The 26034-nt window shown below is 62.8% G+C and carries 26 protein-coding genes, 4 tRNA genes, 1 pseudogene and 1 riboswitch; of the genes and pseudogenes, 9 read left to right on the top strand and 22 right to left on the bottom strand.

What is annotated here, in order from left to right; all coding sequences use genetic code 11:
- Nucleotide 1: 1 nt before the first annotated feature.
- From ACX80G_RS08705 to ACX80G_RS08670, 8 genes are all read right to left on the bottom strand, one after another.
- Nucleotides 2–913, bottom strand: coding sequence for a shikimate dehydrogenase (locus ACX80G_RS08705; RefSeq protein WP_459307242.1), 912 nt, complete (start codon nucleotides 911–913; stop codon nucleotides 2–4).
- Nucleotides 914–2152, bottom strand: coding sequence for an endolytic transglycosylase MltG (mltG, locus tag ACX80G_RS08700; protein WP_459307241.1), 1239 nt, complete (start codon nucleotides 2150–2152; stop codon nucleotides 914–916). It lies immediately after the preceding gene.
- Nucleotides 2149–2745: a Holliday junction resolvase RuvX gene (gene ruvX / locus ACX80G_RS08695; RefSeq protein ID WP_459307240.1), complete on the bottom strand. Its 597-nt coding sequence runs from the start codon at nucleotides 2743–2745 to the stop codon at nucleotides 2149–2151. The genes mltG and ruvX overlap by 4 nt, the downstream gene beginning before the upstream one ends.
- Nucleotides 2746–2763: 18 nt before the next feature.
- Nucleotides 2764–5442: an alanine--tRNA ligase gene (alaS, locus tag ACX80G_RS08690; protein ID WP_459307239.1), complete on the bottom strand. Its 2679-nt coding sequence runs from the start codon at nucleotides 5440–5442 to the stop codon at nucleotides 2764–2766.
- Nucleotides 5443–5541: 99 nt separating this feature from the next.
- Entirely contained in the window at nucleotides 5542–5799 is a 258-nt protein-coding gene (locus ACX80G_RS08685; protein WP_459307238.1) for a DUF6167 family protein, read from the bottom strand.
- A gap of 7 nt (nucleotides 5800–5806) precedes the next feature.
- Complete coding sequence (locus ACX80G_RS08680; protein WP_459307237.1) at nucleotides 5807–6181, bottom strand: DUF948 domain-containing protein; 375 nt, start codon at nucleotides 6179–6181, stop codon at nucleotides 5807–5809.
- A 146-nt stretch (nucleotides 6182–6327) separates the two neighbouring features.
- Nucleotides 6328–6954, bottom strand: a complete 627-nt coding sequence (gene rpsD, locus ACX80G_RS08675; RefSeq protein WP_019482828.1) for a 30S ribosomal protein S4 — start codon at nucleotides 6952–6954, stop codon at nucleotides 6328–6330.
- A gap of 261 nt (nucleotides 6955–7215) precedes the next feature.
- A complete protein-coding gene (locus ACX80G_RS08670; RefSeq protein WP_459307236.1) occupies nucleotides 7216–8616 on the bottom strand; it encodes a replication-associated recombination protein A in 1401 nt (466 codons plus the stop codon).
- 93 nt (nucleotides 8617–8709) lie between these two features.
- Between ACX80G_RS08670 and ACX80G_RS08665 the strand changes: the two genes are divergently transcribed.
- Entirely contained in the window at nucleotides 8710–9366 is a 657-nt protein-coding gene (locus tag ACX80G_RS08665; protein ID WP_459307235.1) for an acVLRF1 family peptidyl-tRNA hydrolase, read from the top strand.
- A gap of 84 nt (nucleotides 9367–9450) precedes the next feature.
- On the opposite strand, the gene rpe is transcribed toward ACX80G_RS08665, so the two are convergent.
- The 5 genes from rpe to ACX80G_RS08640 form a co-directional block, all read right to left on the bottom strand.
- Complete coding sequence (rpe, locus tag ACX80G_RS08660) at nucleotides 9451–10140, bottom strand: ribulose-phosphate 3-epimerase (RefSeq protein ID WP_459307234.1); 690 nt, start codon at nucleotides 10138–10140, stop codon at nucleotides 9451–9453.
- Nucleotides 10141–10168: 28 nt separating this feature from the next.
- Nucleotides 10169–11686: an RsmB/NOP family class I SAM-dependent RNA methyltransferase gene (locus tag ACX80G_RS08655; protein WP_459307233.1), complete on the bottom strand. Its 1518-nt coding sequence runs from the start codon at nucleotides 11684–11686 to the stop codon at nucleotides 10169–10171.
- On the bottom strand, nucleotides 11683–12636 hold the full coding sequence (gene fmt, locus ACX80G_RS08650; RefSeq protein WP_459307232.1) for a methionyl-tRNA formyltransferase: 954 nt from the start codon (nucleotides 12634–12636) through the stop codon (nucleotides 11683–11685). Before fmt ends, ACX80G_RS08655 begins: the two co-directional genes overlap by 4 nt.
- The gene (gene def, locus ACX80G_RS08645) at nucleotides 12633–13253 is read right to left on the bottom strand and encodes a peptide deformylase (protein ID WP_459307231.1); all 621 of its coding nucleotides are present in this window, start codon (nucleotides 13251–13253) and stop codon (nucleotides 12633–12635) included. The genes fmt and def overlap by 4 nt, the downstream gene beginning before the upstream one ends.
- 193 nt (nucleotides 13254–13446) lie before the next feature.
- Complete coding sequence (locus ACX80G_RS08640) at nucleotides 13447–14301, bottom strand: cytochrome (protein WP_459307230.1); 855 nt, start codon at nucleotides 14299–14301, stop codon at nucleotides 13447–13449.
- Nucleotides 14302–14476: 175 nt separating this feature from the next.
- Here ACX80G_RS08640 and ACX80G_RS08635 point away from each other — a divergent pair.
- The 6 genes from ACX80G_RS08635 (at nucleotide 14477) to ACX80G_RS08610 (ending at nucleotide 16613) form a co-directional block, all read left to right on the top strand.
- Nucleotides 14477–14550, top strand: a tRNA-Gly gene (locus ACX80G_RS08635).
- 54 nt (nucleotides 14551–14604) lie between these two features.
- Nucleotides 14605–14678 (top strand) — tRNA-Cys (locus tag ACX80G_RS08630).
- 26 nt (nucleotides 14679–14704) lie between these two features.
- A tRNA-Val gene (locus tag ACX80G_RS08625) sits at nucleotides 14705–14776 on the top strand.
- Between the two features lie 122 nt (nucleotides 14777–14898).
- Nucleotides 14899–15315, top strand: a complete 417-nt coding sequence (locus tag ACX80G_RS08620; protein ID WP_459307229.1) for a hypothetical protein — start codon at nucleotides 14899–14901, stop codon at nucleotides 15313–15315.
- Nucleotides 15316–15333: 18 nt separating this feature from the next.
- The gene (locus tag ACX80G_RS08615) at nucleotides 15334–15759 is read left to right on the top strand and encodes an ImmA/IrrE family metallo-endopeptidase (protein WP_459307228.1); all 426 of its coding nucleotides are present in this window, start codon (nucleotides 15334–15336) and stop codon (nucleotides 15757–15759) included.
- Between the two features lie 452 nt (nucleotides 15760–16211).
- Nucleotides 16212–16613: a hypothetical protein gene (locus ACX80G_RS08610; RefSeq protein ID WP_459307227.1), complete on the top strand. Its 402-nt coding sequence runs from the start codon at nucleotides 16212–16214 to the stop codon at nucleotides 16611–16613.
- A gap of 964 nt (nucleotides 16614–17577) precedes the next feature.
- Here ACX80G_RS08610 and ACX80G_RS08605 read toward each other — a convergent pair.
- From ACX80G_RS08605 to ACX80G_RS17125, 7 genes and pseudogenes are all read right to left on the bottom strand, one after another.
- Entirely contained in the window at nucleotides 17578–18432 is an 855-nt protein-coding gene (locus ACX80G_RS08605; protein WP_459307226.1) for a hypothetical protein, read from the bottom strand.
- Nucleotides 18433–18615, bottom strand: a complete 183-nt coding sequence (locus ACX80G_RS08600; protein WP_459307225.1) for a hypothetical protein — start codon at nucleotides 18613–18615, stop codon at nucleotides 18433–18435.
- 9 nt (nucleotides 18616–18624) lie between these two features.
- Nucleotides 18625–20271: a polysaccharide deacetylase family protein gene (locus ACX80G_RS08595; protein ID WP_459307224.1), complete on the bottom strand. Its 1647-nt coding sequence runs from the start codon at nucleotides 20269–20271 to the stop codon at nucleotides 18625–18627.
- Nucleotides 20271–20996 carry a DUF3631 domain-containing protein gene (locus ACX80G_RS08590; protein ID WP_459307223.1) on the bottom strand — a complete coding sequence of 242 codons (726 nt, stop codon included), beginning with the start codon at nucleotides 20994–20996 and terminating at the stop codon, nucleotides 20271–20273. The genes ACX80G_RS08595 and ACX80G_RS08590 overlap by 1 nt, the downstream gene beginning before the upstream one ends.
- An 807-nt stretch (nucleotides 20997–21803) precedes the next feature.
- A complete protein-coding gene (locus ACX80G_RS08585) occupies nucleotides 21804–22007 on the bottom strand; it encodes a helix-turn-helix domain-containing protein (protein WP_459307222.1) in 204 nt (67 codons plus the stop codon).
- Between the two features lie 439 nt (nucleotides 22008–22446).
- A complete protein-coding gene (locus tag ACX80G_RS08580; RefSeq protein ID WP_525929871.1) occupies nucleotides 22447–23250 on the bottom strand; it encodes a site-specific integrase in 804 nt (267 codons plus the stop codon).
- A 147-nt stretch (nucleotides 23251–23397) separates the two neighbouring features.
- Nucleotides 23398–23553, bottom strand: a pseudogene (locus ACX80G_RS17125) (hypothetical protein); the annotation flags it as partial.
- A 226-nt stretch (nucleotides 23554–23779) separates the two neighbouring features.
- Here ACX80G_RS17125 and ACX80G_RS08575 point away from each other — a divergent pair.
- A tRNA-Gly gene (locus tag ACX80G_RS08575) sits at nucleotides 23780–23856 on the top strand.
- Between the two features lie 222 nt (nucleotides 23857–24078).
- On the opposite strand, the gene ACX80G_RS08570 is transcribed toward ACX80G_RS08575, so the two are convergent.
- Nucleotides 24079–24393, bottom strand: a complete 315-nt coding sequence (locus ACX80G_RS08570; protein WP_459307221.1) for a DMT family transporter — start codon at nucleotides 24391–24393, stop codon at nucleotides 24079–24081.
- A gap of 15 nt (nucleotides 24394–24408) precedes the next feature.
- Nucleotides 24409–24470, bottom strand: a riboswitch (guanidine-III (ykkC-III) riboswitch).
- Nucleotides 24471–24630: 160 nt separating this feature from the next.
- Between ACX80G_RS08570 and ACX80G_RS08565 the strand changes: the two genes are divergently transcribed.
- The gene (locus ACX80G_RS08565) at nucleotides 24631–24882 is read left to right on the top strand and encodes an antitoxin (RefSeq protein WP_459307220.1); all 252 of its coding nucleotides are present in this window, start codon (nucleotides 24631–24633) and stop codon (nucleotides 24880–24882) included.
- A gap of 75 nt (nucleotides 24883–24957) precedes the next feature.
- Here ACX80G_RS08565 and zapE read toward each other — a convergent pair whose 3' ends face one another.
- The gene (zapE, locus tag ACX80G_RS08560) at nucleotides 24958–26007 is read right to left on the bottom strand and encodes a cell division protein ZapE (RefSeq protein WP_459307219.1); all 1050 of its coding nucleotides are present in this window, start codon (nucleotides 26005–26007) and stop codon (nucleotides 24958–24960) included.
- Between the last annotated feature and the right edge of the window lie 27 nt (nucleotides 26008–26034).

Raw genomic sequence — 26034 nt, 5'->3', positions numbered from 1 at the left:
TTCAGCGCGCGGGGGCCCCGACTGCGTCACACATGACTTTTAGGACCGTTGCATCACCGGTGAAAGCGGCTCCCGAGAACAGTCTGACCTGCTCCACCGCCTGGTAGATGAGCATCTCCAGACCCGGAACGATGACACCTCCATGGGAGTGCCAGGCGCTGGCGAGGGAACTCGGCCAGGGAACGTAGGCGGCGTCGAGCAGTACCGGCGGCATCGTCGCCGGTGCCTGGGGTGTACTGAGGAGTTTTCCGGCGAGGTCGTCGGCTCCGTGCGGGGGGAGCGTCGAGATGACGACGTCGGCGTTCCGGACGCTGTGGAGTGCACCGCTCCATTCGCGGAGCTCGACGCTGAGGTTCAGGGTCCGCCCCAGGGCTTGCAGGGGGGCGGCCCGTTCCAGTGAGCGGACGACGACAGTGGTCTGGCCCGCGCCAAGTTGCTGCAGTGCCGCCAGCGACGCTGCAGCAGTTCCCCCGCCGCCCAGGATGACCGCCGAGCGGGGCGGGTGGACTACTCCGCCGTACCTGAGGGCGCCGACGATGCCTGCGACGTCGGTGTTGTGGCCGGTCAGCACACGCTCCGGGCCGGCGCCGTCGGCTGTCACGGTGTTCAGGACGTTGAGCACCGTGGCTGGTCCGCTCAACCGGTCCACGAGGGGAACCATTGCCGCCTTGTGCGGCATGGTGACCGACAGGCCGCACCAGAGCTCGTCGGCGCGGAACTGATCGACGAATGACGCCAGGTCCGGCGGCAGCACCTCGATGGCGTCGTAGCTGCAGTCGAAGCCCAGGGAGGCGTAGGCTGCGCGGTGCAGAGCGGGTGATCGGGAGTGCCCGATGGGGCTCCCGATCACTGCGGCCCGCCGCTGGCGGGTGCCGTCAGGGGTGCCGGCGGCGGAGTGCGCCGACAGGAGCACCTAGCTGCACCTGCCGGGGTTGTCGGAGCACCAGGCCTGATATTCGGCAACGTAGACAGCATGTTCGGCGAGCGTCTCGGAGAACTTCGTTTCGCCCGTGTCGAGGTCAACCGTGACCCAGTAGTAGAAGGGCACGTCGGCGGGGTTGACCGCCGCAGCGATCGCCTCGGCTCCCGGGGACCCGATCGGTCCGACCGGCAGCCCCGGGTTGGCGAACGTGTTGTACGGGTTGGATTCATCGGCCCGTTCCTCTTCGGTGAAGTCGAAACTCCGCCGGTCCAGGCCATATGTGACAGTCGCGTCGGACTGGATGAGCCCGTTCGTCTCGGTGTTGTCTTCCTGCAACCGGTTCTCGATGGCACCCGACACCGCAGCGTAGTCGGCTTCACCCGCCTCGGCTTCGATGATGCTGCCGATGGTGAGGATGTCGAACTGCTCCGCTGGTTCGGTGACCCCGGCGTCCGCCAGCAGGGCAAACGAGGCATCAACCATGATCTGGATCATCTCGGCCGGCGTCGCGTCGACGTCGAACCTGTACTCCCCGGGGGCGAGGTAGCCCTCAAGGCTCGTTGCGTCGTCGGGCAGACCGAACTGGGCGGGTGCCGCGGCCAGCTCATCGAATTCTTCACGGGGAATGGCTGTCGATTCAGCCAGAATGTCCAGGGTTTCGCCTTGACGAAGGCCCTGCGCGACGGCGGCGTAGTTCACCTGATTCGATTCGACGTCGAGTAGCGCGAGGGCGGCGCCCTCGGAGGACATCTGGTAGCTCAGCTCATACTCGCCGGGCTGCACCTCACGACCGTCTGCCACCTGTTGCAGCGCCGCAACAAATTCAGACCCGTCAGCGACAATGTCTTCCGTTTCGAGGCCCGTGCCGATAGCCAACGGACCGGCACCCTCGGGAACTGTGAAGACCACGCTGCCCTCACCGGGTCCTGCGTAGTCGGTGATGTCGTCAAGACCGAGCAGGTCACGCAGCATGAGGGACACGGCGACAACCACGCCGATGAACGCGAGGACAACCACCAGCATGACCACAGTACGGCGTCGGCGGCGTCGCTGTTTGGCCTTGGAGGGGCGGCGGCTGCGCCCCTGACTGGACCGCGGTTCGAAGAACTGCTCCACCGGCTGGACTGCGTCGTCGTGAGGACCGTCCGCCACGTCGTCGTGCTGACCATCGTCGGCGTGACGACCAGGTTCGCTGTCGGCGGCCGGGAACTGGGGGTGGTGATGGCTCACAGTTCCAGGTTCCTTTCGCGGCTGTTCTCCGTAATGTCTGGCTCCTTGGTAAGGGTCAGCGGATCCCCTGGTGAGGAGGTCCGCTGTCGTGCTGCGACGGGATCCCCCACATCCCGCAGCTGTGACCGTTGCATGTCGATGGCGTGCTGGAGGATTTCCACAGCTGCCACCTGATCTACCACCTTACGATGGTTGCGGGTATTCAAGCCAGCTTGACGCAAAGACCTGTGCGCTGACACTGTGCTCAGCCGCTCGTCGATGAGCCGGACGCTGACGGGTAGACCGGCCCGTTCAATGGCATTCGCGAGCTCCAGCGCATACCCCCGCGCCATCTCGGTCGACGCCGACTCGGTTCCGCTGAGGTTCCGTGGCAGACCGACAAAAACCTGGACCGCTGCGCGCTCGGTAATCTCCCGGACCAGGATATTGAGGTCAGACTTCTTCTTCAGGTCCCGTTTCATGGTCCGCACCGGGGTGGCGATCAGGGATCCGCTGTCGCTGCTGGCCACCCCCACCCTGACCATTCCGACGTCGACGCCAAGCTTGACGCCGCGGGGGTAGCCTTCGGTGGGAGTGCCTGGGTGGTCGGTCATTGACGCCTCGGATACCGGTCAGCGGGACGCGACAGCGGCCCGGATGGCCGTCAGGGCGGCGCCCACCTGGGTGGGATCGGAACCGCCGCCCTGGGCGACGTCGTCCTTGCCGCCGCCGCCGCCGCCGAGAATCCCAGCGGCCACCCGCACCAGGGCGCCGGCCTTCACTCCGGCCGCGCGGGCTTCCTCATTGGTCGCCACCAGCACCATGGGCCGGGCGTTGCTTACCCCGGCGGTTGCCACCACAGCGGCACCCGATCCGAGCCGGTTCCTCAGATCCAGTGCCAGGGTCCGCAGGTCATCGGCACCGCCGATTGTTCCGGCGTCGTGGGCGAGGAGGCGGACACCGTCGACGTCGACGGTGCTGCCCGTAAGCGCGGCAGCCGAGGCGCTCAGGGCCTCCTTGCGGAGCCGCTCGAGTTCCTTTTCGGCGGCCTTGAGCCTGGCCAGGGTGGCTGCCACGCGTTCCGGGAGCTGCACTGACGGCACCCTGAGCAGATCGGACAGCTCGGTGACCAGTGCGCGCTCGGCCGCAAGATGACGGAACGCATCCATGCCGACCAGGGCCTCGACCCGGCGGTTGCCTGAGCCCACCGACTGTTCGCCGAGCAGGGTGAGGGAACCGATCAGCGACGTCGACCCGACGTGGGTGCCGCCGCAGAGTTCGCGTGACCAGTCGCCGTCGATCTCGACCACCCTGACGGTGTCGCCGTAGGCTTCACCGAACAGGGCCGTCGCGCCGAGGGCTTTCGCCTCGTCGAGCTTCATCAACCTGGTTTCCACCGTGTGGTTGTTGCGGATGGCGATATTGGAGACCTCTTCGATCTCCGATCTGGCGCCCGCGCTGATGCCCTCGCCCCAGGAAAAGTCGAACCGCAGGTAGCCGGCCTTATTGAAGGAGCCGCGCTGCAGCGCCTCGGGGCCGAGGATCTGATGCAGTGCGGCATGCACAATGTGGGTACCCGAGTGGGCCTGCTCCCCCGCGTGGCGACGCTGCCGGTCCACAGCTGCCACGACCGGAGCGCCAACCGACAGCTCGCCCTCCCTGACGACGGCGCGGTGGACGCTCAACCCTTTGACGGGGCGCTGGACATCAAGCACCTCGACGACGAAACCGTTGCCGGTGATCAGTCCGACGTCGGCGGCCTGGCCACCGGCTTCCGCGTAGAACGGCGTCTGGTCGAGGAGGAGGTCGATTTCTTCGCCCTGGGAGGCTACGGGCACGGCCACGCCGCCACTCACTATCGCCACGACGAGCGACTCGGTCGTGAGCTCGTCATACCCGGTGAAGACGGTCTGGCCGCCGGCCAGCAGCTCAGTGAAGACCGAAAGGTCGGCCTGACCGGCTTTCTTGCCGCGGGCGTCGGCCTGCGCACGCTGACGCTGTTCGAGCATCAGTGTCCGGAACCCGCCGGCGTCGACGGCCAGACCCGCTTCGGCAGCCATTTCGAGGGTCAGATCGATGGGGAACCCGAACGTGTCGTGCAGGGCGAATGCGTCCTCGCCGGACAGGGGGCGGCCGGCAGCCTTGGATTCCTGGACCGCTCCCTCCAGGCGCGCGGTGCCCGAGGCGATGGTGCGCAGGAACGCGCGCTCCTCGGCGTAGGCGATCCGGCTGATCCGCTCGAAGTCTTTCTCCACCTCCGGGTAGGTGCCCTTCATGGCATCCCGGGACGCTGGCAGCAGCTCGGGCAGGCAGGCGCGTTCGACGCCGAGCAGGCGCATGGCGCGCACGGCGCGGCGGATGAGACGGCGCAGCACGTATCCGCGGCCCTCGTTGGAGGGGGTGACGCCGTCGGCGATGAGCATCAGTGCTGACCGGATGTGGTCGGCGACGACCCGCATGCGGACATCGTCGGTGTGGTGCGGGTCGGTGTCCGATTCGGCGCTCGTATAGGCCTTGCCCGACAGCTCGGCGGCACGATCGAGGACCGGACGGACCTGGTCGGTTTCATACATGTTTTCGACACCCTGCAGGACCAGGGCGAGACGCTCCAGGCCCAGGCCGGTATCAATGTTCTTTGCTGGCAGCTCACCGGCGATATCGAAGTCTTCCTTGCTGCGAACCGCGGACAGCTGGTACTGCATGAAGACCAGGTTCCAGATTTCAATGTATCGGGGCGAGTCGGTCTCGGGTCCGCCAGCAATGCCGTACTCGGGTCCCCGGTCGTAGAAGATTTCCGAGCAGGGCCCGCCGGGGCCGGGCTGGCCGGTACTCCAGTAGTTCTCGGCTTCGCCAAGCTTCTGGATCCGCTCGGCCGGAACGCCCACCTGGTCGCGCCAGATGGCGAGGGCTTCGTCGTCGTCCTTATAGACGGTGACCCAGAGGCGGTCGGGGTCAAGCCCGAAACCGCCGTCGTCGAGGGACGAGGTCAGGAGTTCCCACGCCATCGGAATGGCGCCTTCCTTGAAGTAGTCACCGAAGGAAAAGTTGCCGCACATCTGGAAGAACGTGCCGTGGCGGGCCGTTTTGCCGACCTCCTCAATGTCTCCGGTCCTGATGCATTTCTGGATGCTGGTGGCTCGGTCAAACGGCGCCTTCTCGCGGGCCGTCAGATACGGGATGAAAGGAACCATGCCGGCGATGTTGAACAACAGGGACGGGTCGGTCGACACCAGGGACGCCGACGGCACAACCGTGTGCCCCTTGCCTTCGAAATAGGCGAGCCAGCGGCGTGCGATCTCATGGGATTTCATGGAAGCTATCAGTCCTTACGATCTGTTCAGTGAGGGATCCCGTGGATAGCGTCTCACTGGATCCGCAGTGCAGGGCCGGCTGAGGAGCCAGCGGACGGGTTACTGGCTGACCCGGTCGGGACGGGTGGCGGCTGGGTCGATACCGAGGGCCGCGCGGAGGTCCGACTCGCGCTCCTGCATTCCGGAGCGCAGGGTGTCGGCGAAATGGGCGATACCGTCCGTGACCTCGCCCATCGCTCGGTTCAGCCCGGCTGGTCCGTAGCTGTCGGCAACCGAAGACAGCTTGCGCACGGCGATTACACCGATAGCGACACCAGCGCCCATCCAGATAACTCGCATAATCATTGTATTTTTCATGGCTTCCTCAACGGCTGCGACGGCGGGGGGCGGGCCTGCTTCGACCGGCCAGGGCGGTACGAACCCCATAGGAGAACGCCGCCACCTTGATCAGCGGCGCACCGACGGTGGCGGCGACCAGTGAGGACAGGGCGGAGAGGTTGGCTGTCGCGTCGGAGACGTTGGACGTGATTCCATCAACATTCTTCAGCTGCTGATGCGTGGTGGTAACAGTGCTCGTCACCTCTTCGATCAGGGGCGTGGCCTCGTTGCTGAGGCTCCTGATGCTTGTCCGCAGTTCGTCAAAAACCTTACCGAGCTTCCACACCGGCACAGCGAGCAGTGCTACCAGCACCGCAAACACACCGGCTGCGATGAGGCCGGCGATATCTCCACCAGACATGGATCGTGTCTCCTTTTGAATCAGGTAGGCCGCCTGGGCCTCGATAGCTCGGCGGCGATAACTTACCTCTGTACCTTACCTACTCAAAGGCCCGCGGCGTATGCCGCGGGCCTTTGAACAGGGTCCATGCTGAAATAGCTCAGGAATCAGCGTGCGTAGTACTCCACCACGAGCTGCTCTTCACAGGTCACGGGGACCTCGGAGCGCTTGGGCCGGCGCACCAGGCGAGCCTGAAGCTTGTCCAGCTGAACCTCGAGGTAGCCGGGAACTGCTGGCAACACGTCGCGGTGCGCGCCTGCGGCGGCAACCTGCAGCGGGTCGAGGACCTCACTGCGAGGGTGAACGTGAATGAGCTGTCCTTCGGCGACGCGGTAGGACGGACGGTCAACGCGTGAACCGTCAACCATGATGTGACGGTGAACAACCAGCTGACGGGCCTGCGCGCTAGTGCGGGCGAAGCCGGCGCGGAGCACCAGAGCATCGAGACGCATTTCGAGCAGTTCAATCAGGTTCTCACCAGTCAGGCCCTTGGTGCGGCGTGCTTCTTCGAAGACCCGGGTCATCTGGGCTTCGCGGATGCCGTACTGGGCGCGCAGACGCTGTTTTTCGCGCAACCGTACAGCGTAGTCACTGTCCTGCTTGCGGCGGGCGCGTCCGTGCTGGCCGGGCGCGTAGGGCCGACGTTCCAGATACTTTTCAGCCTTTGGGGTCAAAGCGATGCCGAGGGCTCGCGAAATGCGAACCTTACGGCGGGCACGTGTGTTGTTAGCCACGAATACCTTCCATTATTTTTGCGGCAAAGCAGCTCTCCCATTCAGCCGGTCTGACCCAGCTGAACGGTAGGCACTTTCAGTGTCGCTGGCCTCCACTTGCGGAGAGCCGGGAGTAGCCGCTTCCCGGTACTACAGTTCGCCCGCACACAGACCACACCGAAGGGAGACCGCCGAAGCGGATATCCAGTAGATGATGGGCGCGCTCAACGCGACTTGCCAGTCAACCAACAATCCTAGCAGTGCCAGACGGGCACTGGAGAATCACTTCCCCCTGATGATCCGCCGGAGCCGCGCCAGCCGCGAACCGATGTCCCGTTCAGCACCCCGGTCGGTGGGCAAGTAGTAGTCGTGCCCTGCCAGATCGTCGGGGGCGTACTGCTGGGCGGCGATGCCGTGGGGCTCATCGTGCGAATACACGTAGCCGCTGCCGTGGCCCAGTTGCTTCGCTCCCGGATAGTGGGCGTCCCGTAAATGTTGTGGGATGCCCTGGCCTCGGCCCGCCCTCACATCGGCGACAGCTGCGTTGATTCCGTTATAGGAGGCGTTGGACTTGGGTGCGGTGGCGATGTGCACCACCGCCTCGGCCAGGATGATCCGGCCCTCGGGCATACCGATCAGCGCCACTGCCTGGGCGGCAGCAACAGCCGTCTGCAGCGCCGTCGGGTCAGCCATACCAACATCCTCGGCCGCCGAAATCATGAGCCGCCGAGCCACGAACCGGGGGTCCTCCCCCGCCTCGAGCATCTTCGCCAGATAGTGGAGCGCAGCGTCGACGTCGGACCCCCGCAAGGACTTGATGAACGCACTGGCGACGTCGTAATGCTGGTCTCCGGCGCGGTCATACCGCAGCGCAGCCACGTCGACTGCCTTCTCGGCGTGCTCAAGCTCCACCACTACCGGTGCGCTCGGATCGGCGGAGGCCGAATGGGCAACTCCTGCGGCCGCTTCCAACGCCGTCAGACCACGGCGGGCATCCCCGGCGGCGAGCCTGACCAGGTGCTCCATCGCGCCGTCGCTGATCCGCACCGACCCGTCGAGGCCCCGCGGATCCTCGGCTGCCCGGGCTAGGAGGTTCGCGATGTCAACCTCGGTGAGGGGTTTCAGGGTCTGCAAAAGCGACCTGGACAACAGCGGCGACACCACCGAAAACGAAGGGTTCTCGGTGGTCGCCGCGATCAGGACCACCCACCGGTTCTCAACCCCAGGCAGCAATGCGTCTTGCTGCGCTTTGTTGAACCGGTGGATCTCGTCGAGGAACAGCACTGTGGTGGTGCGGTGCAGGTCGCGGGCGGTCAGCGCCTCGTCCATGACCCGGCGAACGTCCTTCACACCCGCGGTGATCGCCGAGAGTTCAACGAAGGTTCTGCCGCGACCCCGCGCAATGACATGGGCGAGGGTGGTCTTTCCCGTTCCCGGGGGTCCCCACAGGATGACTGACGACGGTCCGGCCGGCCCCGTGCGGTCGGCGTCGCCGGCCAGGCTGCGCAGCGGTGAACCCGGGCCGAGTAGATGCTGCTGACCGACCACTTCGTCGATGGAGCGCGGTCTCATTCTGACGGCGAGCGGGCTCCGGTGGCGTTCAGCACTGCTGGCGCTGCGGGTGGGCGCGGCGTCGTCGTCCTCGTCGTCAGCTCCGTAGGCGGCACTGAATAGATCATTCACACAGCCAAGGCTACTGTGAAGCACTGACGGCAGGAGCATCGGCGGCCGCACTACAGCGGGGGTGCACGCCATCGGCGTGGAGAGGGAGTAGTCATGGGATCACCGCGCCACGTGTTGGTGCCGCCCGAACGGCTGCCCGGCTGGGTGGACCGGTTCGTCGCCGGGAACGGCGGGTTGGCGTGCACGGCTGAGCTTGATGCGGAGGTCCGCTCGCGCGGCGGGCTGATGCTGCGCGGGACCAACGGGTGCGTAGCCCTCCTGGAACCGCCCGGGGAAGCTGCTGCCGGCTCCGGCCCCGACAGCACGACCGTCGATGACCTGATTGCCTTGGCCACCAGTCAGCGCCTCGTCGGGCTGGTGCTGGTGCGGCGGGGCGGTTACGCGGTGGGCGTTGCCGAGAATGGCAGGTTGATCGCGTCGAAGACCGGCACCAAATATGTGCAGTCCCGGACCGCTGCCGGTGGCTGGTCACAGCAGCGGTTCGCGCGGCGTCGGGCGAACCAGGCGTCAGGGCTGGCCGACGCGGCGGCGACGCACACGGCACGGCTGTTCGGGGAGCATCGTCCGGGTTTGCTGCAGTTGGGCGGCGACCGGCCGCTGTCCGCCGAGACCCTGGCAAACCCCCTGCTGCGCAGCTATCATTCCCTGCCGCAGCTGAAGTTTCTCGTGGTGCCCGATCCGCGGCTCGACATCCTGCAGCAGGCGGCAATCGATGCCCGCTCGATCAGGATCACCATTATTGATGCCTGACCTCCCACAGACGCAGGGCGGTCTCCCTTGGCCCGGTTCCGACTGGCCTTGATTCTGTGCGGCCCTGTTCCGTGCGGCGAGGAACTATCGGCGCTCGTCTGCAGCGCGCTTTTCTGCGGCGCGCTGCGCCGCAGCGCGGAGACTCACGACGGCGGCGTCGGGATCTGCTGCGCCGTAGACGGCCGACCCTGCAACGAAGACAGTGGCCCCGGCGTCGGCGGCGCGCAGGATGGTGTCCTCGGTGATCCCGCCGTCGACCTGGATGGCAACCGCGAGGCCGCTTCCTTGGACCGCGTCGGCGGCCCGGCGGATCTTGGGCAGCATGACGTCGAGGAACGGCTGTCCGCCGAATCCTGGTTCGACGGTCATGATGAGCAGGAGGTCCAGTTCACCCAGCAGGTCCAGGTACGGTTCAACCGGCGTTGCCGGGCGCAGCGCCAGCCCTGCTTTCGAGCCGATGCTGCGGAGTTCACGGGCCAGCCGGATCGGCGCGGCGGCAGCCTCGGCGTGGAAGGTCACCGAGGCGGCACCCACCTCGGCGTAACCGGGGGCCCACCGGTCGGCGTCGTCAATCATCAGGTGGACGTCCAGCGGGAGAGCACTGACCTCCTGGATCCGTTTGACGACCGGCAGGCCCAGCGTGAGGTTGGGAACAAAGCTGTTGTCCATCACATCCACGTGCACCGCATCGGCCGAGGCGATACGTGCCAGCTCAGTCTGGAGGTTCGCGAAGTCGGCGGACAGGATGCTTGGGTTGATGCAGCAGGCGGTCATGGCGCTCCTTCGGCGGGGGTCAGTGTTTTTAAGCGGTGCGACGGATCAATGCGAGATACATGGCGTCGGTGCCATGAATGTGAGGCCACAACTGGGCTGTGGACCCGTGACCGGCCGCTAGCGCACCGGTGAGGCTGACGCCGTCGAGCGCCGCCCCGGCGTCGATGAGTTCGACGTCGTCGCGGCGGCGCAGGCAGTCCTGAATCACCGCTGAGGTCTCGGCCGGGTGGGGTGAACAGGTGACATAGGCCACCACCCCGCCGGGTCGGACGGCCCGAAGGGCCGCGGCGAGGAGTTCACGCTGCAGTGTCCCGAGGGCAGCAATGTCGGAGGGCTTCCGTCGCCAGCGGGCTTCCGGCCGACGGCGGAGCGCACCAAGTCCGGTGCAGGGGGCGTCGACGAGGACCCGGTCGAAGGTGTCGGGAAGCTCGTCAGCGACGGTCCGACCATCGCCGACGCGCACGGTCCAGACTGCGGGATCGAGCGGCCGGAGGGCCTGCCGCACCAGTTGGGCGCGGTGCTCGGCCGGTTCGTTGGCCACCAGGGTGTGGCCGCGCTGCTGAGCGAGGGCACCGAGCAGGGCTGATTTCCCCCCCGGGCCTGCGCACAGGTCGAGCCATTGCTCGGACTTGCGCCCGGTCTCGACGGCGCCGTTCAGTTCCACGGCGGCCAGGGCTCGGGCGACCAGCTGGGACCCGGCATCCTGCACCCGGGTGGTGCCGACCCGGATGCTTTCCAGTCGGCCCACGTCACCGGCGGAGAACAAGGCTGACCCTTCGGCGAGTTCACCGGGTTCGGCTCCCGCTTCGATGGCCTCATCGAGGGACCCCAGTCCGGGGAGGGCCAGCAGGTTGACCACCGGTGCAGCATTGTTGGCGGCCAGCAGGGTCTCGATCTCCGAGACGTCGCGGCCGTGGTCCACGAGAGCCTGGCGGAGGGCGCGGACAATCCACTCGGGGTGGCTGTGCGTGAGTGAGCTGATTTTGGTGGCGTCGGTCAGGCCGGTCGTAAGTTCAGCAATCCATTGGTCAAGGGTCTTCGCTGAGACCCGGCGCAGGACCGCGTTGATGAGGGCCGACGGTCCGGCGCCAATCACCGCGCGGGCCAGGCCCACCGTCTGGTCCAGGGCGGCGTGGGCTGGTACCCGCATCGCGAGCAGCTGATGAGTGCCGATCCGCAGGGCGTCGAGGATCGCCGGGTCAAGCTTCTCCAGGGGTCGATCGACGCAGGTCGCCAGCACCGCGTCATACGTGCCCTGCCCGCGCAGCGCCCCGTAAGCCAACTCGGTGGCGAACCCGGCGTCACGTTTGTCAAGGCGATGCTTCCTGATGCTGACGGGCAGCACGAGGTTGGCGTAGGCGTCATCGGCAGCGACAGCGCGCAACACTTCGAACGCCACCAGCCTCGCCGGGTCGGCACGCCGGGTCCGCTCCGAGGGCGCAGCGGTGGAGAACCCACGCGGTTCTGGCCGGTTGCGCTCACGGCCGGCAGCGTTACGACGCCGTTCCGGTCCGCCGGTGCTGCCTTGTCCCTGTTGGTTGTTCACGAGAAAACCAGCTCTCCTTGTTGGAGGGCGCCGCGCGCCCAATCCTGTGCACGCATTGGCTTTTTCCCGGCGGGCTGGACATCGCCGAGGACGACGGCGGTCGAGCCTGTACCCACCAGCACTGAAGTCCCGTCGAGTGTGACTTCGCCCGGCGCCAGGTCCGGGACTACGTCCGACGCCGGCGCGGAGTCCGATACTGACCGGGTTGCTAGTGAGACCGGACCGACCTTCACCCGCTGGTCACCGAGCCGGGTCCAGGCGCCCGGTTCGGGCGTCACCCCGTTGATCCTGCGCCGGACGGTAAGGGCCGGCTGGGACCAGTCCACCCGTGCGTCGTCGATCATCAGCTTCGGAGCCAGACTGACGGCCCCCTGCTGGGGAACCGCCTCGGCCCGGCCCGCGGCGACAGCGGACAGGGTCTGTACCAGAAGGACAGCCCCGCTGTGGGACAACCGGTCCAGCAGCTCGCCGCTGGTGTCGCTGGGCCGCACGGCTTCGGTCATGGTCCCGTAGACCGGCCCGGTATCAAGGCCCACCTCAAGGCGGAAGGTGGATGCGCCAGTGAGTTCGTCCCCGGCGATCACCGCGTGCTGCACCGGAGCCGCACCGCGCCAGGCCGGCAGCAGCGAGAAGTGAAGGTTGATCCAGCCGTGCACCGGGAGGTCGAGGGCACCTGACGGAACCAGCCCGCCATACGCGACAATCGCCGCCACGTCGACGCCGAGTGCGGCGATCTGTTCAATGATGGGGCCGTCGATGCGGTTGGCGCGAAGAACCTGAAGGTCCAGTTCCGCGGCCCGGGCGGCCACCGGGCTGGGCGTCATGACCCGTTTCCGCCCGAGTGGTGCGTCTTCGCGGGTCAGCACAGCGACGACGTCGAACCCTGCCTGGACCAGCGCGTCGAGGGACGGCACCGCGACGGTCGGGGTGCCGGCGAAGATCACCCTCATGGCTGCCTGGTTCCGTGGCCGGTTGGCCGTCCGGTTGGCTGTCCGGCGGCCTGCGCCGTGGCAGATCCGAATCCAAAACTGGAGCCGATGGACTGCGCCCGTTCCCGTGCCGTTCGGTCTGCGACGGCCGAGTAGGTGGAGCTTCGGATGGCGCGCATGGCAGCTTTCCGGTGCTCCCCCACCAGCCGTTGAATGTAAAGCGAGCCGTTGAGGTGGTCGGTTTCGTGCTGGAAGCACCGGGCCAGCATACCCGTCGCTTCGTACTCGACCGCCTGTCCATCGACGTCCAACCCGGTCACCCTGGCCCAGTTGGCCCGCTCCACCGGGTAGCCGAGCCCGGGGATGGACAGGCAACCTTCTGTGTCGTCGGGTGCCACCTCGGCGCCCACGTTGAGGAGTGGGTTCACTACATACCCCGAGGCGTTGCCGATCCTGAAGGTGAACACCCGCAAACTGATCCCCACCTGGGGGGCAGCAAGACCGGCGCCCTGCACATCGTCCATCGTTTCCGTCATGTCAGCGACCAGCCTGGCGAGATCGGGGCCGAACCCGGTGACCTCTGCAGCAGGGGTTCTCAGTACCGGGTCGCCGATGATCCGAATGCTCAAGACGGCCATGCTTTACGTGGTCCTAACGTTTGTGGAGGCTTCATATATGGAGACTTCATGTGGGAACTTTGCTGCGAAAACTTCACCGGGTGTTGACGGTTCACTACTGCCGATTGTTCACCGGCTGATAACTTCCGGGGCTCACTGCCATTCTAGGCGGGAACCAGGAGGCTCCTGAGCTGGCCAGTGGTTTGCCCGGCTGTCAGCCCGCGGCCGGCACCGGTGGTGGGCCAATGGGGAGCAGCGCGCGCCCGGCGGCCGCGGCGTCAAGCCCAGCCTCCCACGACCGTCTCAGCGCGCAGAACCGGAACCAGTGCTCTTTCAGGACGTCGGGGTTGGCCCGCATGGCCCGCACTTCAGTCTTCCCGATCGCCACTCCCAACAGGATCAGTTCGTGGTCGTACTTCCACGGCTCCCAGGACCCCGCTTCGCCGTCGATCAGGCTCTCCTGAGCCTTCATTCCGGCGACCAGTTGCATCACCACTTTGTCGTCCAGTGGCTTGACCTGGCCATCACGATCGGTGTTTTTGGTCTTGAAGTCGATCAGGCACATCCGCCCGCCGATCTCGGCGAGCAGATCAAGAGTTCCGGCGTAGCCCACCTCCTGATTCCACACGGTCAGCTCCGCCGCGATGGGCCGCACCTGGTACAGCGTCCACCATTCGTCGAAGCGGGCGGCGAAGGCCTCCTCGCCGTTTTCGACGAGGGCCAGCCGGGCGGCGTCGACGTCGTGAGACTGTTCGAGATCCCGCAGCGCAACCTGCTCGCAGTAGTAGTGCACTCGGGTGCCGCGACCGGCTGCCTCATCCCGGTACCGTTCGGCGGCGACCGAGGCATCCTTGACCACCGTCCGAAGCTGTGACGGATTGCCGAGCGCCGCGGGCACCCGGGGATCATTGGCGACGGCGTTGGCGGCCATATAGCCGATCCACCCATCAAGCGACGTCGTCGCCTGAGAGATGACGGTGGTGATCGACGGAACGATTGGGCGGTCAGAGGTCGATCGGGAGTACATGCGTCCGTGCTCAGTCGAATGAGCCAGCAGCGGTTGAGTCATGCTTCCAGTCTGACACCGGACACCGGACAATCTACATTCGGCCGGTAGCCGACGCTGTCGGACGCGGATTGGACGAACCCCATTTCCTCCTATAGAGTTTTTACTCGTTGGAAAGCGACGAATAACCCCGCAAATCAAGCGATTTACCGTGGGTTATAAGACCTAACCCAACAATGCGGACGTAGCTCAGCTGGCTAGAGCACCACCTTGCCAAGGTGGATGTCGCGGGTTCGAATCCCGTCGTCCGCTCGCAAGTCACTGTAACCGCTGAAGTACATTCGGTGGTCCTGGTTTACCAGGCACGGTGGGGTGGCCGAGAGGCGAGGCAGCGGCCTGCAAAGCCGTATACGCGGGTTCGAATCCCGTCCCCACCTCCAGTACGCGATCTTGCACCCATTTAGATGGGCGATTGGCGCAGCGGTAGCGCGCTTCCCTGACACGGAAGAGGTCACTGGTTCGATCCCAGTATCGCCCACTAGCATTACCCCTAGTCAGAACCTCATTTCGGATAATCTGACTCGCACCGTGCAACACACGTGCAATACAGTTCCGGTGGCAGCCGCGTAAATCGCCCGCCACGACAGGAACAGGTGCCCCATGAACAGCACAATCGCCTACGATCCCACCGCCGCGCAGCTCGCCAACCTGGAGAGTTTGGGAATCAAGACAGTCCAGGATCTAATCAGGTACGCGCTGAAACGGGGAATGAACCCATCCGCCTTACTGGAACAGGATCTTGGAGCGCCAAGCGTGGACTCGATCCCAGAATCAGCAGATCACCCCGTATGGTGCACTGATCCAGAGTGCGAAGGCCCTGGGGATCACTCCGCCTCAATCAAGTCCGGCCTCTTCGGCTCGGAAGGTCAGTCAATCGATGCGGATATCAACATGCGTGACGGCAAGCCGGTAGTCGCTATCTTCGGTCTGGATGACGACTTCGGACGGCCTGTTGAGCACATGAAAGCCGTTGCCCAGTTCCTTACCGCCGTCTGCAACAAGGTTGAGGCCGGATGAGCGCCCCCGCCCCAGTAAATGTATGACCCCTGGCAAGATGTTGAGTCGAACCTGAACCTTGAAGTCGTCTTGACGCTTCTACCAGAGGGCATGGCCGGCTGTACTGACGGCCAGACCATCTACATGGAAGAGCGACTGACGGCACGGGAACAGCGCTGCGTCCTCACGCATGAACTTGTCCACGTGTTCGCGGGGCACACTGGCACCCAGCCGGAAACCGTCGAGGAATCGGTGCGGCAAGAGACGGCGCGGATCCTGATAAGCCATGAGGCGCTGTCTAGTACACTGCGCAGGTCACGGTCGGTAGCCGAGATAGCCGAGGACTTGGACGTAACAGTCCTAGTGCTGAAGGATCGGGCGAAGTTTCTCAGCCCGCTTGAGCAGCATTGCATCGAAAAAACGCAAGACGGTCGAGATAATCTTCGCGCTCTACGGAATCAATAAGAACGTTCGGGCAGGTCAACCGGAACTGTCACCGGCGAGAACTACAGTCAGGTGCCGTGGGAGATAGCAAACGGTACGGCGCTGGGTACGTCGATAAGTGGATTGACGGCTGGGTGATGCGGGAAGAACCCATGATGCTCACCGCCGCCGAACTGGACCTAGACCGCAACCCGTCCCACGACTTCCCAGAGCCGCGCCGCGTCTACGCCTGGATCCGTTACCCATCACGGGCAGTCCAGGTGAAGGCTCATGCCGTTGCTTGGACCCGCACAGCAGTAAAGATACGGTTCACAGAACCCAAGGTACAGACGCAGCGAGAGGGATGGGTATGGACTAATGCGGTAACGCCGGGTAGCCACAAACCGGCCCCACGCCATCCGCTCTAAACTGCGGTCGGGCCGGCGGTAGGTGTACGCTGCGAAGGCAACTCAATCAGACCTACGTGGAGAATCATGAGCATTGATCCTGTTCTATCAGCCTTACTGGCCGGAATCGTTGAGGGCGGAGACGGCGACGGAAGCATCTCGCTCTCCGTTGTCACCCCGGGCGCGATTGTAAGTGGCAGCGCGACCTCAGCAGCCGACTGGCAAACGAGACAGATCCAAGACGCGGATGCTGGCGGGAACGAAAAAGCGGGCGGGATACTTCACCATGTTCATGCGTCGATAAATGAACAGCTCAATTCGACCAAGACCAATCGCGAAGATCGGAACCGCGTCTTCGGCAACTACATCCATTTTGTTGATGCAACGATATTCAGTGGCGGGCAGGCTCTGCGGGCAGGTCACATCAGGATTGCGGCAGATAGCGTATGTGGATGGACTCTCATTTCTTACACAACCACGGGTACCTAACCTGTCACACCCTCCGTATAGCCTGATTGGATGGACCTTACAGCCGGACCCCTTCAAGTAGAACTAATTGGTGCTTGGTGGGAGCAAATCATCCCCGTCGCCGCTCTCCTTATCTCCCTATTTGCTGTCGGGCTTACTTTGGCATTCCGCTACAGTGACCGTCTCCGCCTCAAAGTCGAGACAGCCTGGTCAACCATGCTTGACCACGATATGCGGACCGTCGAGGGCTACGATCGCGTTTCGGTAGAAGTTACAAACATGAGCCGCGCTACCACAACCGAAATCACCCGGCTGACGCTACAAATGAAGGGGCGAAGCGCGTTCGCTTATATGGAACCGGGACCCGGTGATTCGGACCTACCCGCTGTAATCGGGCCGGGACAAAGCGTCTCACTTAGCTATCGAGCAAGGGGCCTCGGGATCTCTTTGAATAACCGGGCGAAAGACTCATCTTGGGTGCGGGCGATGGCAGTCAGCGGCCACAGGGTTGTGCTCGGTAAAAAGGACCGAAAACTTGCTACATCGCTGCGGGAGTACGCAGCTTTGAATCCATACGACGGCAGCTAGCACCCCTAATACCCCCGGGGCCCGGACACCCTTCCCCCTCCCTAGACTTCGCTCCTCTGACATAGCGCAATTCGCACTCATGACATTTTTTCCACACGCCCTCAGAACCCGCAGTGGCCCTCAGTACGTGGAAAAAACATACGGGGGGATATTCTTCGCTATGCCAGAGGAGCGAAGTTTGGGGGCGGGGGCAGGGTGGGTGGCGTGGGGGTCGTAGGGAGTCGTCTCACGCGCACGTGAGAAAGGTTTGGATATCGTACGCACTGTCAGGCCCTATGCCGCTAGTGCCGGCGTAATGGTGCTGGAAGGGTGGTGTGCCCTGTCGTTGGTTGGTGCCTTTTTCGGCGGGTTGCCGTCCTGCTAATGAACACGGCAACCCGCCGAATCTCGGATGCGGTTAGTTGGTGACGAATCCGCGTGTGCGAGGCGAATTGATGCCCGGTGCTACTTGGTCGGCAGTTGGTCCGCTGTGCTTCACAGTGTCTTCAGGGTCGGTTTCGATGGGCATCCATTGCCCTCTGCCGACCTCTTCGTACCGAGTTTCGATTGGCTGGGTCTGGCGATATTCGGTGTAAGTGGCGAGGTCGCAGGCTCGGATGGTCGCACCGAGTTTCACCAGCGCGGCCCACCGTCCGGTCCTACCCTCTGCCTCCCATGCTTCCCATACCCGGCGGCGGTGCAGTTTGCCGGGGTTGACTGTGAGGGCTAGCAGTCCGTCATTGTTGGTGATTCGAGTGCCAGCGAGTTTCGCCGCTGCTGTGAGGGCTGGTATTTGGGCGTCCAGTTCCGCTGCGGTTACCCCTGCCACGGTCCAGGCGTCCCGCTTTTCCTGGGTGGCGTGCAGTAGTTGCTCGGGCGGGGTTTCCGGGTCGAGGATAGTGGCGGCTTCGGTGTACCTGGTTGCGGTTTCGTTGAACCGTTCGGCGAGGGCCTCATAGTTGTCCTCTGCGGTTTTCTCATATTCGCGGACCAATACCGGGTAGACGGCTGCGGATGTCGAGTTGTGGACATCGGCTGTTGTGGTGCTAGGTGCGAGTTCGGCTAGGGCTAGGGCGTGAAGTTCCGCGATCCGATCCGGTGACGCCTTCGCAAGGATTGCGGCAGCGAGCTGCGCCTGTGCGGTGGACTCCCGTCCGGTGTAAGCGTGCCACCTGTCGAGGACCCGCTGGTATTCGGTGGTGACCGTCCCGCCGGCCTCGGTGATGACGGCGATTTGGGAAGTGAAGTCCTGAAGAGTGCTGATGACGTTCATTTAGTTGTGTTCCTTTATTGTCGGTGTGTTCAAGTGCTCAAGGATCATTCCGGTGAGCGTTTGGTCATCGTTCAGCGCGACGGCTGGCGGTGTATCGAGCGTTGGTTCGGTGTGTGGTGTGACGCCGCGTAGGGCGTGGTCAATGAGTTGTTCCACGCTGTGGCAGGTGCAGGTTTCTGGCATTGTGACTCCTTAGATGCTTCGCAGGCGAATGTCGGCTACGTCAACGATTCCGCCCGACACTCTGCCGACAGCAACAGTGAGGTCGCCGGTAAAGTTGGCCGGGATGGTGATTGGCTTGCGGACTTCGACCCAGTTCGGCGACGCGGCGAGGGTGTGATCCTTTGATGCTGTAATGCCGGTTCCGGTGGCGGCAGTTCGGACGACAGCACCAGTAGCCGCACGAACCTGATAGACGAGTTCGCGTGTCCCGCCGAGAAACGCTTCTTTGCGTGAGAAGCCGACAGCCTGAGTGATCGGCGTCCCAGTGGTTGTCGTGGCGTAAGTGATGCCGCTGACAGTGGTTGTCGCCCATGCGACAGTGTTTAGCCAGCCGATAAACGCATCCTTGAAGTACCCGTTGCTCATCAGATTGTGCCGGTAGTCGGATTCCGGGTCAGCCAGCAGCATCCCGGTAGGCGTGAGGACTTCAATCTGCCCGCTGTCCCGAAGTGATGCGACATTCGCGAATACTTCGTCAACCTGGGCGGTCGTCATATTGCCGACCGTGTCAACGTTCGCCGAATGCAACATCAGTTGAACACCCATGCGTGAGTTCACTGCCCCACGGATTACACCGTCAACCCATGCCGGAGTCTGCGCGTCAATTGTCGCGTGCCCAAAACCAATAGGCATGTCAGCCGGTAGTGGACGATACAGCCCGGGAAGGTAGCCACTCACTGCCGCATGGTAGGCGAGTACCAGTTGGCCGGCGTATGTGTTCCAATGCTGCTCAAGTGTTTCGGCAGGCGCGTATCCATCGAACCCGCCAGCAGCAACGCCAGGTGGTGCCCAGCCCTCAACAGTCAAGGCAGGCATACCGGCTTTGAGCTCATCCAGTGCGGTGACGATTTCCTTCAAGATCGGCTCGGGACCGGATGCGCTGATGTGATCCCTGCCGTGGTTCCAGACTTCCCCGCCGTTATCGACGCACCACGCGGAGAGTTGCGCGAAGGTTGACGCGTTGCCGGGGTTAGCGATCTGCGCCGAGTTCGTAGCCTGCGACCATGGCAGGTTGTACTTCTGGAGTAGCGGCAGGATCTTGGTGCCGAAGTTCGTCAGCCCGTGATCGAAGCGGAAGGAAACGGCAGACTTACCACTAGTGCCGATGACACCGCCGCGGCGAGCCTTGAACGCTGAGATGAGCATCGTCCGGTGGGACTGCGCTTCGCCGGCGTGGAGCTTGTCAATCTTGTCCCACTTAGTCCATAGCCCAGTTGAACCCTGCGACCTGTAGAAAATACCGGCGCCCGCGTAACCGACGAAGAGATGCGTCGCTGCTGGAGAATTGGGATTCTCACTACTCCCGACAATCAGCCGACCCGCGATGTCGCCGGGGGCGTTGGTGAAGTTTTGGCCGGTATAGGGAACCGGATACGAACCAGTCTCGGTTAGCGTATTCCAGTCCGTGTTGGCCGCGATGAACGGGCGGGCGAACTTCTTAGCCGCCAGTTCAGCGTCCGTGTAGGCCTTGGAATCTGCTGTGGACTGTCCCTGAGAACGCCCGAGCGCGTCATCGGTAGCGATCTGTATTGCGCGGGTGTCAGCAACTGTTGCTACCTGCTGATCGCCCGCAATGGTTAGCAGGCCCTTGGTGCCAATAGGAATCAAGTTGGGCATTAGATAGCCTCTTTCAAAGTTGGGATATTGGGCGTCGGTTCGGCGGTTCCGTCAGTCCCGTCGGTTACTGGGAGAGGGGTGATGTTCATCCGACGGAAGGCGACGGTAAACTGATGTCGGAAGTAGCCACGCTTAGAGTCACCTTGCCGGGTGGAATGAATCTTGAAAGCTTGGACGAGCATTCTTCCGAACCTTTGAACAGTTAGTGCTTTCCCGAATTTCGACATCAGACCCCACATTTGTGGGTTGTGATAGATCAGTGTTTCGACGAGTCGAGCGGATGAAACGAAGGTCTCCCCTTCCGGCCATATCCCGTGAATGTCTTTCAGGAGAATTACGGCTGGGGGAAGACTGGTCATTCCGTCTTCCCTATCCATTTCGACTTCTGCAATGTCGCGGATAATCAATTGACGGGCTTTGTCTACCCATTCGTCACCCGCAGCGGATGCAACTCTCATAATTGGGTTCCACCGTTCTTTGATGCGTCCAATGCACCCGTCCGGGAGTGCTGGGCGAACTGCTTTTACGTATTCACGCACTTCATCGGCTGCTGCTGCCAGCCTGGATCCGAGATGTTGCGCGTGCTCTTCGATTTCTTCCCAATCGGACGACTCGACTACCCCTTGCAGGTCAGGCATGAGGAGTACACGGATACACCTGGATTTGGTGTCGTCGGGAAGTGCCGGCGAGTTTCCGGCCATTGCCACGGGTGAGAAAGTCGGCATCTCCGCTACCTCCCAATTCCCTCCCTTACTCGGCACGAGTACCGGGCGAGTTGCGCCTCGCTTGTATCCCGAGTTGAGGACTGCAATTAGTTCCCCTACGCCTTCTTTCTTGGGATCCAGTGACCGGTCTACTTCATCAATGAGAATGGTTCGTATCCCATTGCTGAGCATCCGGGTTAGGAGAGCTGGTGAAGATAGGGACGCCGCTTGAATTGGATTCAGACAAAGCCTGTTCAGATGTTCCAATACAGTTGTTTTGCCCGATCCGGGCATTGTCGAGTCAAGTTGGAGTCTGGGCGTGGAGTAGGTTTCGTAGGCAAGGTGTGTATGGAAGGCCCAGAGGGTGAGTAGGTCTAGGTCGAGGTCTTCCATGACGCTTACGAAGCGTGCCAACCATGCCCGTATCTCGGTCAGTAACTGTCCTGTCGGTTCAACCGACGGACCCCCTTCAGGAACCGACGGGACCGACGAAAGCGACGAACCGACGGGCGAATTGCCCGTGTCTCCCCAGTAATCGGGTGGTGGCTCATCCGTCCACGGCTCAAAATTCGGCAAGTTGCGGTCCTCCTGTCGCTGCTTCAATCCAGGCATTCAGAATGTGACTGTCGTTGCCTTCGACTTCCCAATAAAGATCAGCTCGAAGAAATCCGGCGCTGACTTGAGGCATGTGTTTGCCTACCTTCAATCGGACTAGTGAGCCCGGTGCGAGTTCTTGGATGGCGTCCCGGTTCCGGCGCTCGAACTCGTAGAAGTTGTATCCGTAGTTGCTGGGGTAGGCGGCAAGGTCTAGGTTCAGTACCGCCCGGATCAATTGCCGGTGCCTGTCGTTGGCATTGCGCGGAACATTTCGTCTAGTTCGTTGAGGTCTACCCTGATTTGCCGGGGTCCGACTCGGTAGCCGGTGAGTAGCCCTTGGGCAATGTAGCGGCGGATGGTGCGCGTTGAGAGGTTGGTGTATTCGGCGGACTCGGTGAGAGACACATACCGCGTCGAATGCGATGCGTTTTTCATTTTGGATCCTTAAATGACGAAGGCCGGAACGTTGCCTGTTCCGGCCTGGTGATGGTGTTTATCCGTTAAATGCGAAACCCCTCACGGCGTGCGTAAGGGGTGTTAGGTGGGGTCTAGGTTTTGGGCATAAAAAATGCCCTCATCTCCGACGCGAACTGTCGGGCGATTTGGGCTAGCTTTAGTGGCTTACAGCCTTGCGGCTTGCCGTGAACGACGGACCTGGCACTACTGGCACGTAAATAGAATCATTCTGAGGCGGTGTGCCTGCTGCCAAACGGCAGTCTTTATTGCTGCTCCGAGGGACGAACCCAAAGGGTGGTGTTGAATCTCCCGGCAAGGTACACGGGGTAGTTTTTCCGACACTTACGGCTAAGCAAGACCAACATTACCGGAAGCCGTCGATAACTGCAACGATGTCATTCAATGTCCTGACACAGCGTTACTGGCCACCAACTGCCAGCTCCGACAATCGGGCGGCAATGATCGCATCACGCCCGTCTGCTGCGTGCTGATACCGGAGCGCAGCAGACGATGTTGAGTGACCGAGACGGGCCATAAGTTCGGCCAGTGTTGCGCCCGTAGACGCCGCCAGAACCGCGCCAGTATGCCGGAGGTCATGCCAGCGCAGATCGTCACGGCCAGCGACCTTCCGGGCCTTATAGAACGACTTGTAGAGGGTCGACGGTGCAAGGTGCTCGCCGGTTACAGTCGGAAAGATCAGCCCTTGCCGTCCGGGTGCAGCGAAGTTATCCACATGCGCCTGCACAAGCGGAATAAGATGCGGCGGAATCGAGACATCGCGAACGCCGGCATCAGATTTAGGCTTGCCAACTTCAATGCGCCCATCAACACGCACCACTCCCCTACGGACGTGAATCACACCGCGCTTTATATCGATGTCGGCTCGCCGCAGCTCGGTCAACTCACCGAACCGCAAACCGCACCAGGCCGCTAACAACGTCAGCGCCCGATACTTTTCAGGCATCGCGCTAACCAGGGCTTCAATCTGCGGAAGAGTAGCCGGCTTGATTTTGTGGACCCGCTTTGAGTTCCCTGCGCCGCGAATATGGCAAGGGTTCACCGCAAGCAATTCATCCTCGACGGCGGTCTGCAAGATCGTTCGCAGGAGCCCGTAGGCGTGCGCCCTGTAGGTCGGGGTGTCGTTGCCCATTCCGGCGTACCACGTGCGCACCAGAGGCGCTGTGAGGGCTTTCAATGGGATCGCTTCGAGGGTTGGGTTCAACCGTGTTTCTAGGAGCTTGGAATAGTGCTGACGGGTCCGTGGTGCTAGGTCTCGCTGGGCCAACCATCTCTCCGCGAATGGCCCAAACGTCTCCACGGCCTTTTTCATTGGCTGCGCACCCGTCCATTCCTCATTTTGAATCTGGCGGCGGACGCTGACTAGCCAGCCTTCAGCATCTTCGCGTGTTTCGAAGGTGTGGGGCGCGTTGTGTTTTTGCAGGTCTGGGCCAAGATAGTGGGCTTGATACCGCTTAGAGGGTAGCTTCCTGATTGCTCCGAAACTTCGACGCTGACGTGATGGCATGATGCCCCCTGGTTCGTGCAACTATCGTGCAATAACAGAGTAACCCTATGTCCATTTGTGTCTGAGCGTGTCAGGCGATACTGTTTAGGAACGGTGCAGGTCACAGCGACTTTCACCTACTGCCACCAAGTGATCGCGATACTAAACAAAACTGGTTCGATCCCAGTATCGCCCACTCAAAGCGGTTCCCAGTGATTCTCCGGAATCCACCGGGTACCGCTTTTTCGCGGACGTAGCTCAGCTGGCTAGAGCACCACCTTGCCAAGGTGGATGTCGCGGGTTCGAATCCCGTCGTCCGCTCCACATCCCCAGCACACGGGCTCCGATCGACACAAATGACCGCCAGCACGCGGTCTCACAGGTCATGAGCGTCTATGCCCAGCAACTGTCCGCTGATAGTGGGCACCTGTGCTGCTCCACGGCCGGGAATCCCACTCACCGGCACCCATCATTGGGAATATCTAGACATTCCCAATGACCACGCCCCATGGGTGGGAAACCCTGCACGAGAACGCCACACGGATGTCAGTGCAGCAGCTTCAAGCCGATCACGCAGGCAACAATCCCCAGGACCAACAGCACTTTAACGACTGACGCAGATTCGCCGTCGAACATCATCGCGTAGGCCACGGTCAGGGACGCGCCGATCCCTACCCAGACCGCATAGGCGGTCCCCACGGGAAGGGTTCGCATGGCCCACGCCAGACCGGCCATGCTGAGCGTGACCGCGATACCGAAAATGATGGTGGGGACTAGCCGGGTGAACCCTTCGGACTTCCCCAAGGCCGTAGCCCAGACGGCTTCGAGCACACCCGATACCACTAAAACGATCCATGCCATGACTGTCTCACTCCTGAAACGCCGTCTTGTCGCTGACCGGGTACGGCGCACCTCGTCCGGGTGCCATCTGGCCCTTCAAGGCTGTCACACCCCTGGCCCCGGAGCAATCTCCGGCCCGAATACGCCCATGGCGGATACCCAGCTACAGCACAGGCTTTCTCCTTGGAACTGTCACCCCGGCGTTCTAAGATACTTATCAGTGGGAGCATCAGGTTCCCGGATCGAAAGGAGGTGCCTGTGTCTATATTTGACGGGCTCAAGGGCAAGGCCGGGATGCTGAAGGAAAAGGCAACCGAACTGGTGGGCGAGAACTCTGGAAAGATCAAGGACGGTATCGGTCACGCTGGCAACTTTGTTGACAGCAAGACCGGTGGCAAGTACGCCGACAAGATCGACAAGGTTCAGTCCAAAGCCTCCGAAATGGTCGATAAGACCGACCGCGGGGACACCAACCGGCCAGCTGGCCCCGGGACTCCCCCGGCCGTATAAGACCTGTTGCTCGAGAAGAAAGTGCCGGTCCTGCCGCGAGGCAGCGCCGGCACTTTCTGCGTTCAGGAACAGTGCCTACGGGCTGGTGCGCTCCAGCTCGCTGCCCTGACGCGCCAACGCGGTCAACCGTGATACCGCGCGGTGGTACTTCTTCATGTACCCGCCGGTCATCATTTCTTCGGTGAAGAGCTGGTCGAAGGCGACGCCGCTGGCCAGCACGGGGATATCCTTGTCATAGATCCTGTCGGCGAGGACCACGAAACGGAGTGCGACAGCCTGCTCCGAGATGGTCGCCACGTGGTGCCAGGCGATGAAATCCACCCCGTCGATCAGCTGCCGGTACCGGCTTGGGTGCACGCCGGCGAGATGCTTGACCAGGTCGCTGAAAGAGTCCTCGGCGAGCAACCCGTCGGGGCCGCCCTTGAGGTCGCGAACCCGGTCGTGGAGGCCTGCCTCGGTGAAGGGAACCGGCGCCTCGGGGAGCCCACGGTGGCGGTAGTCCTCACCATCGATCCGGAGCACATCAAACTGGTCGGCGAGCACCTGGATTTCCCGTTGGAAGTCGACGGCGGCGAATCGTCCGTCGCCCAGCGAGCCCGGGAGGGTGTTCGACGTCGCAGCGAGCTTCACTCCCGCGTCGGCGAGTTCGCGCATCAGCCGGGACATCAGGACCGTGTCGCCTGGATCGTCGAGTTCAAACTCATCAATACAGACCAGCGCATACCCGGAGAGGGCGTCGACCGCCCGCCGGAACGACAGGGCGCCCACCAGGTTAGTGTACTCGACGAACGTCCCGAAGGCCTTCTTGCCGGTGGTGGCATGCCAAAGTGACGCCAACAGGTGGGTTTTTCCCACCCCGAAACCGCCGTCCAGGTAGATCCCCGCCCGGGCCCGAGCCTTCTTCGCGCCGAACAGCTTACGCAAGCCCGTCGGTTCCGGCTGGTTGACCATGTCGGCAAACTCGGACAGCGCTTTGACTGCAGCGGCCTGCGACGGCTGACCGGGATCCGGGCGGTAGCTGTCAAAGGAGACGTCGCCGAATCGTGGGGACGGATAGAAGCCCGTCAGAAGTTCGTCGACCGAAACTTTGGGGGTCCGTTGGGAAAGCTGTTCGATAGTTGCCACGGTAAGCAAGAATACGGCACTCCCCCC

Source organism: Arthrobacter glycogeni, assembly GCF_054510815.1.
This window is presented reverse-complemented; position numbering and strand designations above follow the sequence as displayed.